Here is a 15,724-nt window from a genome sequence, read left to right on the forward strand (position 1 = left end):
TTTTTAGTTTTAAATCAATGTTGTGTGGTGGAATATTTGTAGCAGATGTATGGACTCCTCCCCATTAACGGGAGAGTACGATATAAAGAAATTGCAGAAAATCTTTTACCAATTAAGGAGTCCATACATGGCACAGTTTAAAGGCAACAAACTGAAGTCCAATAAATCAGTTAACCGTCAAACGCTGCTTGAGTTATTAGTTAAAGCAAAACCGTCAGTTGTTGCTATGGAGGCATGCGCAAGCGGCCAGCATTTTGCGCGCACTGCGCAGTCCTTTGGTCATGATGTAATACTTCTTGACCCTTTGTTCGTGAAAGCATTTAGACAGGGTCAGAAAACAGATGCGAACGATGCAATCGCAATAGCTGTTGCTAGTCGAGTCCCGAATGTTCGTTCGTGCAAAATTCTTACCATTGAAGAGCAGGCTTTACAGTCACTTAGCAAGGTAAGAGCGCTAGCAGATAAACAAAAAATTCAGTTATCAAACCAAATACGCGGGCTGCTCCTTGAGTTTGGTATTGTGATTAACCAAAGTGAGGCCGCATTTAAAGCAGCCATACCCGATATTTTAGAAGATGCAGAAAACACGCTGCCGCTAGAACTAAAGCATGCACTTGCGCTGAGCTATTCACTTTATAAACAACAGTGTGAAAACAAGGTAGAGTTGCAAAAACAAATAGAACGTATTGCAAAACAAAATGATGGCTTTCAACGCTTAATGGCACTCGAAGGAGTCGGCCCAATCACGGCTATCGAGCTCCTGTCTTTTTTAGGTAACACGACACAGTTTAGCGATGGGAGAAGTGCTGCGGCGTGTGCAGGAGTGACACCATTACAGCATTCGACAGGCGGTAAAGCAAAGATAGGCCGTATACCCAAAAGACGAGGTGGTGCATTAAGACGAAACCTATTTTTAGGCGCTCGCTCAGTAGTGAGTAAATTAAAAAACAGAGAAGCCACGACAGAAAAAGAACGATGGATAAAAAACCTTCTAATAAGAAAAGGTGTCAAGTGCGCCGCCATTGCATTAGCAAACAAAACAATGAGAACCGCCTATGCTTTACTAAAAAACAGTACGACCTATGAATTAAAGCCACTAACAATATAAAGTAGAAAATCAGAAAAAATAAACAAAAGAATTGAACAAGCCAAGATAGAGCATTAAGCGGTGAGACCCACCTTTGAGAGCCTGTAAACTCGCTAGCGTACAAAGATACCGTGTAGCAGATAAGGCACAAGGGCGCGAATACATCAAAGTGGCCGAGGTAGCGCCTCATTAGAGCCCGTATATAAGCACGCAATCACATCATCTTAATGTAAAAAAGGCTTGTACAATTGGAGGAGTCCATATAAGCGAGTTCACCTCACAACAATGACGTTAACCCTTTGCGGATAAATCCGCGACCTACAGTTTAACTTTGCTACGAGCAGAGATAAAAGCAAACAAGGTATTGGTATGCCTCGAGTTAATAGTTTTTAAAAAGGGCATTAAAAAAGGCCACAATTGTGGCCTTACCATGGATGGGGAAATAAGCGCCCATTGAGCACTTACTTTAATCCATTAGATTAAAACTTAAAGTTAACTGATAACTGTAAGCTACGTGGATTGTAGTAGCTACGCGATTCGCCAAACTTCTCATCAAGTACATACGGGTTTTTGTTATAACCGGTTTGACGATTAAATACATTGAAGAGATCAGCACGAAATTGTAGTTCCATATCACCAGAGAACGTAAAGTCTTGCGTATAGTTTAAGTCAAGTTGCCAATGGCTAGCAGTGCGACGACTACCAGCAGACTCTGCATAGCGGCTAATATGGCTTGTAGGGTAGCCGTATGTTGTGCCATCCCATGCTTCCCATGCTTTACCTGATTGGAATACGAAGTACGCCCCTAAGTTAGCTTGCCAAGGAAGAGTATAGTAACCGTATACTTTTAACAGGTGAGGTTTATCGCCTGAGAGTGTGCCATAGCGATTATCCCAAGAGTAACGACCACGACCATCGCCATAGTAAGATGAACCAATAAAGTTATTCGCATCATTGCTTGTTGTGGTGTTATCTTGGTCAAAGTTACCGTAGTAATGACTCCATACATATGAAGCATTAACATAGCTGTTTTCGCCCATGTATTCAGCTTCTAGGCTGGCTTCCCAGTATTTGGTTTCGCCGCCATCAACCTCGGCAATAACATAAGATGAACCACCAATTTCGTCACGAATATCAGCTAAGTTAGCTACATATAAGCCTTTATCTGCAATGTGTTGCGGTACACCTTCAGCATCAACAGTTGAGTAATCAGTTAGGCGCGCATTGTTTGGCATATCCTCCCAAAAGTGCATGCCTTTACGATGACGAACATGGGCACGTAATACTAAGTCAGAACCAACATACTTAGTGGTTCCGATAGTAAATTCGTTAATACGCCGTGGTTTCATATCATCTTGGAATATTTTACCAGACGAACCATTTCTAGGTGAAGATGATAAAATATTACCGGCTTCATCTAGTAATAACTCAATTTCGGCACGGGTATTGCGATCCCATGATGCTGCGCGAGATAATGAACTTGCTTCAGGATTATAAATCGCAAAGTTTGCAAATACGGAATCCTCGTCAGAATAAGTCCATGTTGCACCTAAACGAGGTTGTAGCATATCTTTCCAGTCTGTTTGGTACATTTGGTACTTGTGACCTGGGGCAACTTCATAGCCAGAAATAGTACCCGATTTAGCTTTTAAGCCTTGACCATACCACGTGTCTTGGCTGATCAGCAACCCTAAGTTATAAGTCCAATCACCCACTTCAATGGTATCGTTAATTTCAAAGTTTAGGCTGCGTGTTTCAGAGTTAATGCCCGTAACAGGCGCGCCATCAGCCGTAGCTAAACTCATTTGTTGGACACGAGCTCGATAGATAGCATTTGCAGGATCAAAACCATCAGTGTTTGCATCCGCATCAACTAAGCCACCAATGTATGCAATTGAACCCCAACCGTTAGAGAGTCTGGTTAGTTGCTCTTCGCCTTCTTCCCATTTCACGCCAAAATGAAGTGTGTGATATGCATCGCCCCAGCTAAGTTCATGCTCTAAACTAACTTCAAATGAATCACGATAAAAGTTTTGATTGTCATAAGTAGCGAATGCACCAACACCACCACTGCCTTTCATCACACCGTCTTCAAGATAGCCATAGGTATTAATTAATGCCGTTGCGCCAGCATTATAGGCGGCAATTTGTGCTTCGCTAAATCCTTCATCTGGATCATAATCCCTTAAGCTTGGCACTGAAAAATAACCCATTTGCGCTAAGTTATTAATATCAAGCTGACTCGATAAAGAGGGGACGACACTTAATGGCGTATCAGGCTGTGAGCCAGTTTCTAATTCAAACTTACTATATTGGAACGAAAGTGTGGTTGCAGATCCTAAGATCCATGAACCATCTAAAGTAAAGATATCTTGATCAGCTTTACTACCGACCGATACAGTGTCCATCTCGTAAGCCGCAATCGAATCGCCTTTCACTTCTTTATCTGAGGTACGTTGCGAGATATTTATCAAAATATCATCAGTTGGTGCCCAGGTTAATTTAGCAAAGTATTCATCGCGGATACTCTCATAATCTTTTACTTCGCCATAGGCTGTGTTTTTGTTTGCTTTGGTCTCTTCAGGACGGTAATAAGAGGTGTAAAAATATAATGTATCTTCAATAAGTGGACCGCTTAAACTGGCGGTTAACCAATTTTTATCAAGCTCAAAGCTCTCTTCACCGACTGGCGTTGCAACAAAGGTTTTTGGTTGTATTTTGTATTCTATATTACCGTGGAATTCATCCGTACCAGATTTTGATACTGTGTCAATTGAAAAGCCACCAGAGCGGTTAAAGCCGACCGCTTTTGCACCGCCACGATCCATAGTAACAAAGGCAACATCGTGTGTTGATGGCTCTGAAGCTAAGTTTCCATACATCGGCAATGACACATTAACACCATCAAAGCCATACGAGTTATCAACACCTGAGCCACCGGCTGATGGGCCCAACGTTGAATTTGCCGAAAGTTCTATACCAGGGACAAGCTTCAAAAGGTCTCGGTAATCTTGACCTACAGGGACATTATTAATTCCCTCTTCACCTAATGAGTTTGTGAGTGCTGATTTACCTTGTCGAAACAGTTTACTACCTGTCACTGTAATTACTTCAACATTATCTTTTTTACCGCCAAGTACAACATTAGCACTTGAGGTTTGCTCTAGCAGCACATCAACAGTTATTGTTTGTGTAACGCCGCTGCTGTCTTCAAAGGTTAGCTCGTAAGTGCCAGGCTTTAGCTGTGGTAAATCGTATGAGCCGTCTTCTTTAGTTGTTACGGTACGTGCTTTTGGCATGACGTTACTACGAGCTGTGACAGTAATACCCGCTAGTGATTGGTTTGCTTGCTCGGTTTTTACCTTGCCTTTAATGCTACCGTTTAAATTCGCGAATGCAGGAGCACTTGCCAGCGAGGCAGCTATTATAGCGGTGGTTATTGCAGTTTTAGGAACCCTCAGAGCGCGGTGTGTGGCCTGCGTTAACGAGCTTATAGTGAAGGTTGGTACATGTTTTTTCATTGTTTTCCCCGTCCTTATTATAATTAGCTTATCGCTCTGAGCTTTGTTGATTTCCCAAACAGAGTTATAAACTTTAATCAATTGTTGCCACTCCATTAAACAGATGTTGTTATTAATGGTCAAGAATAAATTTTTCCTTACTTTAGCTGTATGTATAAATAAAATATATAAAAACTGGTTTTGTTATATTTTTTGCCACTATAAGCACAAGGCTGGGGGAGTGTTTTTCGGTTTTTGGTGCAGTTTATTATTTTTAATATATTGAAATAAAAAGCTTTTGTTTTTTATTACTAAAAATGGAGTATTTTTGGTTGATTTGGAACAATACCGCTGTAGTGACAATAATAATTATTTTTTATGAACTAAAAAATTTTGTTTAGCATGGAATAAAGAAATAATTTATAAATTTTCAGGCGAGTGATAGGTAATTATTGCATGGCTTTTATAACAACAAAGGCCACAATTGTGGCCTTAATGCTTTACGATGTAGTGTGTTAGTGATTTCTAAATTCACCTACAACATCGTTTGAATGTTCTAATAATTTACGTCCTTGGCGGCTTGACTGCGTTAGGGCGATAAATAGGATATCAATAACAAAGTCTTGCGCGGTACGGGCGAGTATCGATGATAACCGTACTGACTCTTCTTCGGCTACAGAGTACAGCCTAACATTAGCTTGATCAGCAACAGGGTTACTACCAAATTTAGTGACTGAGATCACATAACTGTCGTTCTTTTTAGCTTGCTTTACTACCTCAGCAATTTCTCTGGTGACACCCGATTCACTGATCGCAATTACTAAATCGCCTTTAGCGAAGGTCGATACATAAGCTAGTTGTGCATGACCATCGGGTTCAGCAATGGCTGGCATACCTAACTTTTGCAACTTATAAGAGAAATCTTTAGCCACTAGAGCTGAGCCGCCTAAACCACAAATCAAAATTCGTTTGGCGGACTTTAATAAACTGACTGCTTGCTCAATTGCGGCAGCTTCATTGAGATTTTTTGTTTCAGTCAGCACGGCCAGCTTACTGCTGAGTAGCTTTTCAGCAATTTGTTCTAAAGAATCGTTTAACGTAATTTTTCCGTGTAGCTTGGGTTCTGACGTTTCATCATTGAGCGCATCAATAACTGCCAGTTTAAAAGCAGGAAAACCTTTATAACCCAGCTTTTGCGAAAATTTCACAACACTCGACTGGCTTACACCCACCACTTTGGCCAGCTCTACGGATGAGAGGTTGCGAATAGCATTAGCGGAGTTCAAGGTGAAGTCTGCTAGTTTGGCTTCGCTGCTCGACAGAGACTGACGTAAGGCTTTAATTTTTACAAATGTAGACATACTACTCGCTTATTTTTATATTTGGCGTATTTATAGCATTAATCGAAATAAGTTTGTACTCAATGTGGGTTCGAATGTAACCGTCTTTGTTTTACTCTTGTGCCTATGCGTACAAAGCAAATAAATTATTCGTAATGAACGATATTATGTTTTGGAATATTCTTCAAGAATAATTGGAATAATATAATTTTAATTAGCTAAATTTACAACAACCAATACCACTAAGTAATCGATTTTTAAGGGGAGTGAACTCGTTACGCCTTAATTAAAGATAAAATATCTCTCTCCTGTAAATTATAATAAATAAATTATTTACAAGCTGCTTCACTATGATAATGTTTAGGCTACATTTTGTTGTGCATACTAAAATGACAACACTACGACTATATTTATTTGCTTATGAAATGCACTTATCACTGTTAGTGATCCTCTTGTTGGTGTTTACGCTAAGCAATCAGTAATGAGAAAGTTATGACGTTTTTATCTTGGTTTAGAAAACTTAGTTTAACTGCTGCAACTGTGCTGTTAGTTAGTTGCGCTTCAACTACGTATGAATTTACACAATCAGCTAATTATAGTCACCGTGTTAAGTTTTTGGTGATGCATTACACCGCTATTGATTATGAAAAATCAATGCGTGTGCTGGTGGAAGAGGGCGGGTTGAGTGCTCATTACTTATTACCAGAGTCGAATGATGCCAGCTATCCAGAAGAGCAGTTAAAAGTAATTCAACTGGTTGATGAACATGATAGAGCGTGGCATGCAGGGCGAAGCTATTGGCAAGGTCGTGAAGAGTTAAACGATCAATCAATTGGTATTGAAATAGTAAATGTACCAAGCTGTCACTACCCTGAAATAAAAGCTGATGTGCAGATGGAAAATGACGCTGCAAAATTGTGTATTTTCCCGGATTATGACGCTAAACAAATGGCGTTATTGATTGAACTCAGTAAAGGTATTTTGGCGCGCAATCCTGACATTGGCCCTACTCAGGTGGTAGGCCACTCAGATATAGCGCCGACGCGTAAAAACGATCCGGGTCCGCGTTTTCCATGGTATCAACTATATCAGGCTGGTATTGGTGCATGGTATGACAGTGATACTGTTGATAAGTATTGGCAGCAATTTAGCTTAGTAAAACCGTCTGTTGGTTTAATGCAAACAGCGCTACGTGGTTATGGCTATGATGTACAAGCGACTAATCAACTTGACCCACAAACCCTTGATACGTTAAGTGCCTTTCAAATGCACTTTTTACCTTGGCATGTAAGTGGTAATGCAGATGCACGCAGTGCTGCGGTATTGTTTGCTTTAATGGAAAAATACTTTCCTAAAAAAGCCGCAAAGTTAATGCAGCAATATCAACAACAGCAAACTGCACCTGAGCAAGTTGTTGAACCACTGGCTAATGCACAAGTAGTACTGCACATACCAAATCCTAATCCTAGTTCTCGCAGCTTGGTTAACGATCGCGGTACGTTTAAAGCGTATAAAGGCCGAGGCCAAATCATTATTGAAAATAACACTGCAAGCAGCGCTGATATTTTTATTAATGGTGAAAAAATAAATATTGCTCAACCATTTACTGCTAATAAAGTGTACGAATATAGCTTATCTAAACGTACTCATAATGGCAGCAATACCTTTAAAGTTGAGAATGTGCAACCTGAAGGGGCAAGCTTAACATTACGCTTTCCTTATCCAACACTTGCAACTAAGCCTTTAAAATCAAATGTGTTTAGTCACGTTGATGAGCTGATCAACGAAGAGGTGGCGGCGGGATTTCCTGGTGCCGTACTGGCAGTGATCAAAGATGGTCAACTAGTAAAATTAAGCCACTATGGCGATGCAAAAAAATACCAAGCCGATGGCTCATTATTAGCGCAGCCGCAGCAGATGAAAAGCGATACGTTATTTGATATCGCCTCTAATTCAAAAATGTTTGCCACTAACTTAGCGTTAATGAAATTAGCCAGTGAAGGTAAAGTTGATGTAGAAAAACCATTGTTTTATTACTTACCAGAATTTAGAGGAGCAGGACGCGAGCAGCGTTTAGTTAAAGATTTATTGACCCACAGCGCAGGCTACCCAGCGGTGGTGGATTTTCATCGTAAAGATAATAAATTTGGCGAGCGGTTTTTTTCACAAAATAGTTTACGCACTAAAAACTTATTACTAACCGGCGTGCCATTTGTAGCTGGTCGTAACGTTAAACATTTATATTCAGACGTAGATTACATGTTACTCGGCGTGTTAGTTGAGCGACTCTGCGGCCAGTCGCTTGATAACTACGTAGAAGGACAAATTTATCAGCCGCTTGGTTTAACCCGTACAATGTATAATCCATTGCAAAAAGGCATTACTAAAAATCAAATTGCCGCCACAGAACTGCAAGGTAACACCCGAGGTGGACGAATTAATTTTGATAACGTACGCACTGATGTTTTACAAGGGCAAGTACACGATGAAAAAGCGTTTTATGCCTTAGGTGGCGTAGCCGGTCACGCAGGGCTATTTAGTACTGGGCAAGATTTAAGCGTGCTTACGCAATTGTTATTAAATCGCGGTGGCTATGGCGATAAACAAATGTTTACCCCGCAAGTACTTGAGCAATTTATTGCACCACAAGCAAGTGATGAAAGCTATGGTTTAGGCTGGCGTCGTGCCGGTAATGGTGGGTTACAATGGCATTTTGGCCCATACGCAAGCTCGCAAGCGTATGGCCATACTGGTTGGACTGGCACCGTAACAGTGATTGATCCTGCGTATGATTTAGCCATTGTTTTGCTAACCAATACACGCCACACACCAATAGAAGGCAGTGAAAAACATTATGAATTTGTGGGTAAAAAATTCGAGACCGGAAAATATGGCTCAATTATTTCACTGATTTATGAAGCAATACTAAATAAGCCTTGAGCAGAAAAGGTAGTGCTCAGCTTGTCGCTGATCGATTTAAGTTGTGTTTATAACTGAACTGATTAAGCTAATGGGTTTGTTCTAACCTTCGTGCTGAAGGTAAAATAATTATAACAGCGGCACAGTCGCTACTAAAAAGGTCATTGTATGTCTTGGTATTCAATTTTACCGCCGTTGATAGCGATATTGATCGTATTTTGGCGTAAAGAAGTAATAATGGCGCTACTTGTCGCAGTTGCTTCTTCTGAGTTTTTGTTAGCACTGCAAGGTGATGGCAACACGCTGTTTAATACGTTTATAAATACCATTGAACGCGTAGTGAGTGTCGCAAGCTCACCGGGAAATAGTCGTATCCTCATTTTTAGTATCTTGATTGGTGCGTTGCTTGCCTACATTCGTGAATCGGGTGGTGTTGCAGCGACTGTTAATATGTTGATGAACAAAGGCGTAGCAAAAAGTAAACGCCAAGTGGGCTATTTAACCATGTTCTCGGGTATTGCGGTATTTATTGAATCTAACTTAAGTGTACTTACTGCGGGGATTTTATCCCGTGGTTTATTCGATAAATTTAAAATGAGCCGAGCGCGGCTAGCCTACATTATCGATAGTACCAGTGCCCCAGTATGTATCTTAATTTTACTTAACGGTTGGGGTGCGTACGTACTTGGCTTATTAGGTAACTATGAAATGTCTGAATCGGCAGTCTCAGTGTTATGGGGCAGTATCGGTTATAACTTCTACGCAATCATTACCTTGTTGATTGTGTTTTATACCATCTCATTTGATAAAGTGCACGGCCCGCTTAAAAAGGCTGAGGAACAACTAGAGCATCAAAAAACGGAGCTGCAAGAAGAAGTAAAAGGCACCAAAGCGCGTTATATGTTAGTGCCGCTTATTACTTTAATTGGCAGCATGGTTGGCTTTATGTATTGGTCGGGCGATGGTGATATTGCCAGCGGCAGCGGCTCTAAGTCAGTATTGTACGCCACTATTTTAGCTTGTGTTGTCGCTTACTTATTAATGGTAAGCTCTCGTCAATTTACGCACCATAAATTGGTTGATATCGGTTTTAAAGGCATGGGTGAGCTTTTACCATTAGTGGCGATTGTATTACTCTCATTGACGCTTGGCGCTAGCTTAAAAGACTTAGGCACAGGTGTATTTGTGGCAGGATTAGTAGGTGATTACTTACCTATTTACTTAGTGGTGCCAGTGTTGTTTGTAACCGGCGCGGTGATCTCTTTCACCACAGGGACATCGTGGGGCACATTTGCTATTTTAATCCCTATTGGCGTGCCATTAATTCAAGCGCTGGGTTTACCACCATCTTTAGTGATTGCAGCTATTTTAGGTGGCGGCGTATTTGGCGATCATTGCTCGCCAATATCAGATACCAGTGCAGTATCAGCCATTGCCTCGGGCTGTGACTTACTTACTCACGTTAAAACGCAAATGCCCTATGCATTATTCGCTGGTGGCTTAACCTTTGTAGCTTACCTAGTTACGAGCATTATTGTGCTGTAAAGAGTTAGCGAGAGTAAAGCTAGCGAGAGTAAAGTTAGCGAGAGTAAAGTTAACGAGAGTAAAGTTAACGAGAAAGCCTGCAAATTTAGCAGGCTTTTTTATTGCTGGATTAACTTTTTATATTTGGCTGGGGTTATTTGCAAAATGGCGTTGAACTCATTGTTTAGGTGAGATTGATCGGCAAACCCGCACTCAAGGGCGAGTTGTGCCAAGCTTAGCTGTGGGTGGTCTTTTATAAGTTGTTTCGCCTGCCTAACTCTGTAAATGCGTGCTAAGTGCTTGGCGGTGATGCCACAGGTGTTTTTAACGTAACGCTCTAACTGCCTCTTGCCTTTTGGGCTATGGTCGTAGGCTGTATTGAGTGGGGTAAGATTGATTATTTTATGGATCAGTTTTTGTGTGTGCTCAATAGCCTGATGGTGTATTTTTGGTGCATTGAGATGCGCCGACAACAAATCAATAAATGAATCTAAATTAGCGTGTTGAGCAAGCGCCTGTGCAATACCCGTTAAGGTTGCAGGCGCAACAAGTGAATGATTAACCTTTTGTAAGTGAGCAAGCCCCGCTGGTTTAAACCTGATCCCACAAAAAACGGTACCTGCAGTAAACGACACTTTTTCTGACTGGGTTGATATGGTTTGCATAAAGTAGGGAGGCTGTAATGCTCTGCCAGCTAAATTAAGCTGCCCAGAAATTAAAAATATAACGCCTTTCGCGCCATCGCAGGGAAGCCAACTCTCTCCTGAAAATTGAGCATTAGCAAACCAAATTGCTTGTACATAATCGGCTATACCGCCTGTTGGGTTATAAAGCTCAAGTAATAATTTATCGTTCATTAAACTCGACTGTAGGTTTAAACATTTTGACTATACGATTCCAACTATTTATAGCATTAATAGCCACGGTTAGGGTAACTAAACTTCGTTGATCAAATAACTCGGCAAGCGCAAGATAAAAGTCATCATCAATGCTCTGCGACAATGTCAACTTCTCGCAAAGGGCTAATGCGGCACGCTCTTTGTCGTTATAAAGCGGCGCATCTTGCCATGCACTGAGGGCAATGATGCGGTTAATGTTCTCCCCATAATCTAGCGCTTGTGCGCTATGCATTGCCAAACAATAAGCACATTGATTTAATTGTGACGCTCTTAATTTTACTAGCTCCCAAATTGTCACCCCAAAGCTTGCCTCGACTTTTTGTTTGAGCAGTGCTTCTTGATCAATCAAGTAGGTCATTAACTCGGGTTCGATATTAAAGTAATTTGCTCTTTTCATGATCGTTCCTAGTAGATAAAAAACTAATACTTAGTTTGCCTATTGATAAAGCAAAATAATTGGAAAAAAGCGACTTTTTGTCATGCTTATTAATCGTTGGAGTACTGCACTATGGCTCAGCCATGTCGTTAAAATAATATATAAAAACATAAGTTGTTGATATATAAATGTTTACCTTTACGGCTTGCGAATATTTAAATGAGTCAGTCTCTTCGTTTAATCATAATTAAAGCGATTACAAAATATTTTTACCTTAATTTAACATTTGTCTTTATTTGTAATACAAATGATCTTAGTATGAGGGACGCAAACGATAATTGTTTAATTGATGGTACTTAAGTACTGGCTTTGCGTTAACACAACACCATTCAAGGAATGGCATAAATTGGAGCAACAGAATGAGCGTTATGACAACACTGATACAATGGCAAAAGAGTTTATTTTTACTTCTGCTATCTGCCTGTAGCTTTGCTACATTGGCAGAAAACTGTACAACTATGCCCACATCTGGCGGGGTTTACTCTGTTATCAACCGTGGTTCTAACTTGGCATTAGACGTTAACACCTCTGATAGCAGTGGTGCACCGGATGTAATTAGCTATCAATATTGGGGTGGTGCAAACCAGAAGTTTGCCTTAACCAAGGGGAGTGACGGTTATTGGACTATTCGTGCACAGCATAATAACCAAGTACTTGATGTACTCAACTCGTCGCAGTCTAACGGCGCAAATATTGTGATGTATGACGATTGGCAAGGTGACAATCAACGCTGGCAACTCAAGGCGTCTTCATCGGGTGGCTTTAACATCGTGAATAAACTTACGCAAAAGTCATTAACTGTGGCTGGTTCGCAAAACGGCGCGAATGTTTATCAAAATGATGATACGGGTGGCAGTTCGCAGCGTTGGTATATCAACCCAGTTTCAGGTAGTTGCGGTAGCAGCAGCGGTGGTGGCCAAACTTCAAGCGAGTTAATTGGTTTTGCAGCGCAACTAGGCAGCGATGGCCTTGCAACCACCACGGGCGGCGGTAATGTATCGCCAACAATAGTTACTAGCTGTAGTGCGCTTACAGCCGCATTAAACTCAAATTCAACTGCGGTTATTCAAGTTCCTAACAATACAACCATTAACTGCCACACGGCAAATCGTACTGTTGCAGCGTGTCCGCTTGATTGCGCTACATGGGGCGATAACGGAAAAACCTGGTATCGCGTACCGGTTGGCAGTCAAAGTTGCAGCGAATTAGGTAGCAGCTCAAACAACACGGTTAATGTCACACGCAATGACTCTCGTTTAATTGTACGCTCAAATAAAACCCTTGAGGGATTAGGAGCAAACTCAAAAATCATCGGCGCGAGTTTAGTGATCAGCAATCAACGTAATATTATAATTCGTAATATTTTACTTGAAGACATTAACCCCGCGTTAGTTGAAGCTGGTGATGCTATTTCTGTTGATGACAGTAGCCACATCTGGATTGACCATATGGCATTTAATAAAATCAGTGATGGCTATATTGATATTGGCAATAGCCAAAATGTCACCTTAAGCTGGAACCGTTTTTATGGTTATAATCCACAAGTGTGCGCTAACCAACATTGGTATACGCATTTATTTCAAAACTCACAAGTTACAGCACATCACAATTTTTGGGATACTGCAGCAGGCCGTAACCCTAAAATAGATGGTTATAATTCACGCGTGCATATGTTTAATAACTATTGGAAAAACATTACTTACTTCGCAATTAGTGCAGGTAATGGTGCTGAAGTACTGGTAGAAAATAACTACTTTGAAAACAGTGCAAAACCACATTGGAACCAAGGCTCAGGTTACTTTAGCGCCTCAGGTAATGTGTATACAGGTGTGTCAGCAACCGATCAGTATCGCGACAGTGGTGCAAACATCTTTAATGATATCCAGTTATACCCATACAGTTTAGACAATGCCAGTAGCTTAGGCAGTCAAGTTGATGGCGGTACCGGCCCGCAGTAATAAGCAAACAGCCCTCTATGAAGAGGGCTTTATATGAGGTACTAAGCGTTAAATCTTACTGTTAGGTACGATACGGAAAATCCCCATGCCGTCGATGCCGAGATATAAATCGCCATTTGGGTGGCTGGCAATACTACGTACTCGGCCAGCCCCTTCAAACAGCTTGCTATGACCCGTTACTTTATTGCCATCGAGTTCAACTAATACCAAGTGCGCAAATTTCATTGCGCCAACAAGTACATGACCTTGCCACTGCGGGTATTTGTCACTGCTTACAAACTCCATACCAGAAGGGGCGATTGATGGCACCCACACCCAGTCAGGTTGTTCCATACCTGGTTTGCTTGTTTCATCAGTAATTTTGGTGCCAATGTAATTAATACCGTAAGTTACTTCTGGCCAGCCGTAGTTTGCACCCGCTTTAATAATATTGATTTCATCACCACCACGAGGCCCATGTTCATGGCTCCAAATTGCCCCTGTTTCTGGGTGCATAGCCATGCCTTGCGGGTTTCTATGGCCATACGAATAAATGCTCTTACGCGCGTTTGGCTGATTTACAAATGGGTTGGAATCTGGAATTGAGCCATCGCTATTAATACGATGAATTTTACCCGCGTCATACTCTAAGCTTTGTGGGTGAACATCACGCTCGCCACGATCGCCAATCGAAAAATACAAGTAGCCGTCTTTATCAAACTCAATACGCGAGCCATAATGTTTGGTGGTTGTAGTGTTTGGCGCACCGTCGAACAGCAGTTGTGAGTCGATTAACGCCATATCTTTTAAGCGCGCACGCATAATTGAAGTATTGTAGCCTTCTTCCTCGCCTTCATAACCTGAGTAAGAGAAGTAAATCCAGCCATTGTCTTTAAAATTAGGATCAAGCTCGATATCTAATAAGCCGCCTTGACCCTCAGCATGCATTTTAGGCAGCCCTGCAATTTTTTGCTCTAGCAGCTTGTTATCACGAATAAGTCTAAGTTCACCGGCTCGGTCTGTTACCAATAAATCTTGCTCGTTAAGCCACGCCATTCCCCAAGGAATTTGAATCCCTTTGGCAACTAATTCAAGCTCATACTTATCAGCGCTTTTAGCGACAGGAATTTCTTGTTCCGGTTGCTGCGCACACGCCTGCAAGCTGGTTAAACTGACAAGAGCGATGACTAAACTGCTACAAAAAGACTTTTTCATGGTAACTCCAATTTTTTAAACACGATGTAAATAGAGTAGCGTGTTCAAGGTTAAATTGTTATTAACTTTCACTAAAGTGCGACTACCTACGTGAAATATAAGATAAATGACGGGGTTGTCGCGCGGATGTTGTAGGTTGGGCAGAGTGCTTCGCTGCACAGAGAATGAAAACTATGGCTTCGTGCGACGAGCTACGGAACAATCCTAGCACCTAGTCACTTCCTAGAGCCTAGCCACTTTAATTTGTAGGAGTTGGCTTTAGCCACGAAGGGGTTAACACCAGTGGTAAGTGAACCACCATAGGCGCTAAGCTTGCTGGGCTTTAGCCCAAAAAGTTGCATCATCTTGGCTGATGGTTTTTTATGCTAACTTGCTAACTTGCTAACTTGCTAACTTGCTAACTTGCTAACTTGCTAACTTGCTAACTTGCTAACTTGCTAACTTGCTAACTTTTATCGGAATAAATCCGCGACCTACATTAAAAACCTTATTCAAGGTTTGTCGCGCTGGCGACGGCAGCTAAATCGGGTGCCGATATTGCTTCAGGATTCGTTGTAGGAGTTGGCTTTAGCCGCGAATGTTTTTGCCGGGCTTTGAGTTTATAAAGCTTAAGAGTGGTGGTGTATCAGTGTAGGTTGGGCTTTAGCCCAAAATTGATATGGGCGTGGTTGATAGTATTTTTTTAAACTCGCTAACACTGTATTCAATTTTTGTCGGGATAAACGGAGTTTTTCAAGTTAGTTGTCGCCTCAAGTTAAATTTTATGCCGCCCGCATTTCTTCTTTTTTCTCAGGATTCAAATTTACTTCGTTTATCATTGACCAATCTCGTGACTTTCCTGACCAACGACTTGGGTTATTCAATTTA

Annotated in this window: 9 protein-coding genes; 4 read left to right on the forward strand and 5 right to left on the reverse strand. The window is 41.3% G+C overall.

The features are described 5' to 3' along the window. The first annotated feature begins 127 nt into the window (after positions 1-127). Positions 128-1,108, forward strand: coding sequence for an IS110 family transposase (locus ENH88_RS06300; RefSeq protein ID WP_304180759.1), 981 nt, complete (start codon positions 128-130; stop codon positions 1,106-1,108). Positions 1,109-1,566: 458 nt separating this feature from the next. Here ENH88_RS06300 and ENH88_RS06305 read toward each other — a convergent pair whose 3' ends face one another. Both ENH88_RS06305 and ENH88_RS06310 read right to left on the reverse strand, forming a co-directional pair. Continuing rightward, positions 1,567-4,608 (reverse strand): TonB-dependent receptor, encoded by a 3,042-nt coding sequence (locus ENH88_RS06305; protein WP_304180761.1) that lies wholly within the window; start codon positions 4,606-4,608, stop codon positions 1,567-1,569. 494 nt (positions 4,609-5,102) lie between these two features. After that, positions 5,103-5,948: a MurR/RpiR family transcriptional regulator gene (locus ENH88_RS06310; RefSeq protein ID WP_192540493.1), complete on the reverse strand. Its 846-nt coding sequence runs from the start codon at positions 5,946-5,948 to the stop codon at positions 5,103-5,105. Between the two features lie 471 nt (positions 5,949-6,419). On the opposite strand from ENH88_RS06310, the gene pbp4b reads away from it, so the two are divergent. After that, positions 6,420-8,867, forward strand: coding sequence for a penicillin binding protein PBP4B (pbp4b, locus tag ENH88_RS06315; RefSeq protein ID WP_304180764.1), 2,448 nt, complete (start codon positions 6,420-6,422; stop codon positions 8,865-8,867). A gap of 147 nt (positions 8,868-9,014) precedes the next feature. Further along, positions 9,015-10,391, forward strand: coding sequence for a Na+/H+ antiporter NhaC family protein (locus ENH88_RS06320; RefSeq protein ID WP_304180766.1), 1,377 nt, complete (start codon positions 9,015-9,017; stop codon positions 10,389-10,391). 98 nt (positions 10,392-10,489) lie between these two features. Here ENH88_RS06320 and ENH88_RS06325 read toward each other — a convergent pair whose 3' ends face one another. Together ENH88_RS06325 and ENH88_RS06330 are read right to left on the reverse strand one after the other, a co-directional pair. Further along, positions 10,490-11,227 carry a helix-turn-helix domain-containing protein gene (locus ENH88_RS06325; protein WP_304180767.1) on the reverse strand — a complete coding sequence of 246 codons (738 nt, stop codon included), beginning with the start codon at positions 11,225-11,227 and terminating at the stop codon, positions 10,490-10,492. Further along, the gene (locus ENH88_RS06330; RefSeq protein ID WP_304180769.1) at positions 11,217-11,666 is read right to left on the reverse strand and encodes a carboxymuconolactone decarboxylase family protein; all 450 of its coding nucleotides are present in this window, start codon (positions 11,664-11,666) and stop codon (positions 11,217-11,219) included. The genes ENH88_RS06325 and ENH88_RS06330 overlap by 11 nt, the downstream gene beginning before the upstream one ends. A gap of 407 nt (positions 11,667-12,073) precedes the next feature. Between ENH88_RS06330 and ENH88_RS06335 the strand changes: the two genes are divergently transcribed. Further along, complete coding sequence (locus tag ENH88_RS06335; RefSeq protein ID WP_304180770.1) at positions 12,074-13,663, forward strand: RICIN domain-containing protein; 1,590 nt, start codon at positions 12,074-12,076, stop codon at positions 13,661-13,663. A 48-nt stretch (positions 13,664-13,711) separates the two neighbouring features. Here ENH88_RS06335 and ENH88_RS06340 read toward each other — a convergent pair whose 3' ends face one another. After that, positions 13,712-14,857 (reverse strand): PQQ-dependent sugar dehydrogenase, encoded by a 1,146-nt coding sequence (locus ENH88_RS06340; protein ID WP_304180772.1) that lies wholly within the window; start codon positions 14,855-14,857, stop codon positions 13,712-13,714. Between the last annotated feature and the right edge of the window lie 867 nt (positions 14,858-15,724).

It is taken from the genome of Pseudoalteromonas prydzensis (assembly GCF_011050055.1).
Taxonomy (GTDB): Bacteria; Pseudomonadota; Gammaproteobacteria; order Enterobacterales; family Alteromonadaceae; genus Pseudoalteromonas; species Pseudoalteromonas prydzensis_A.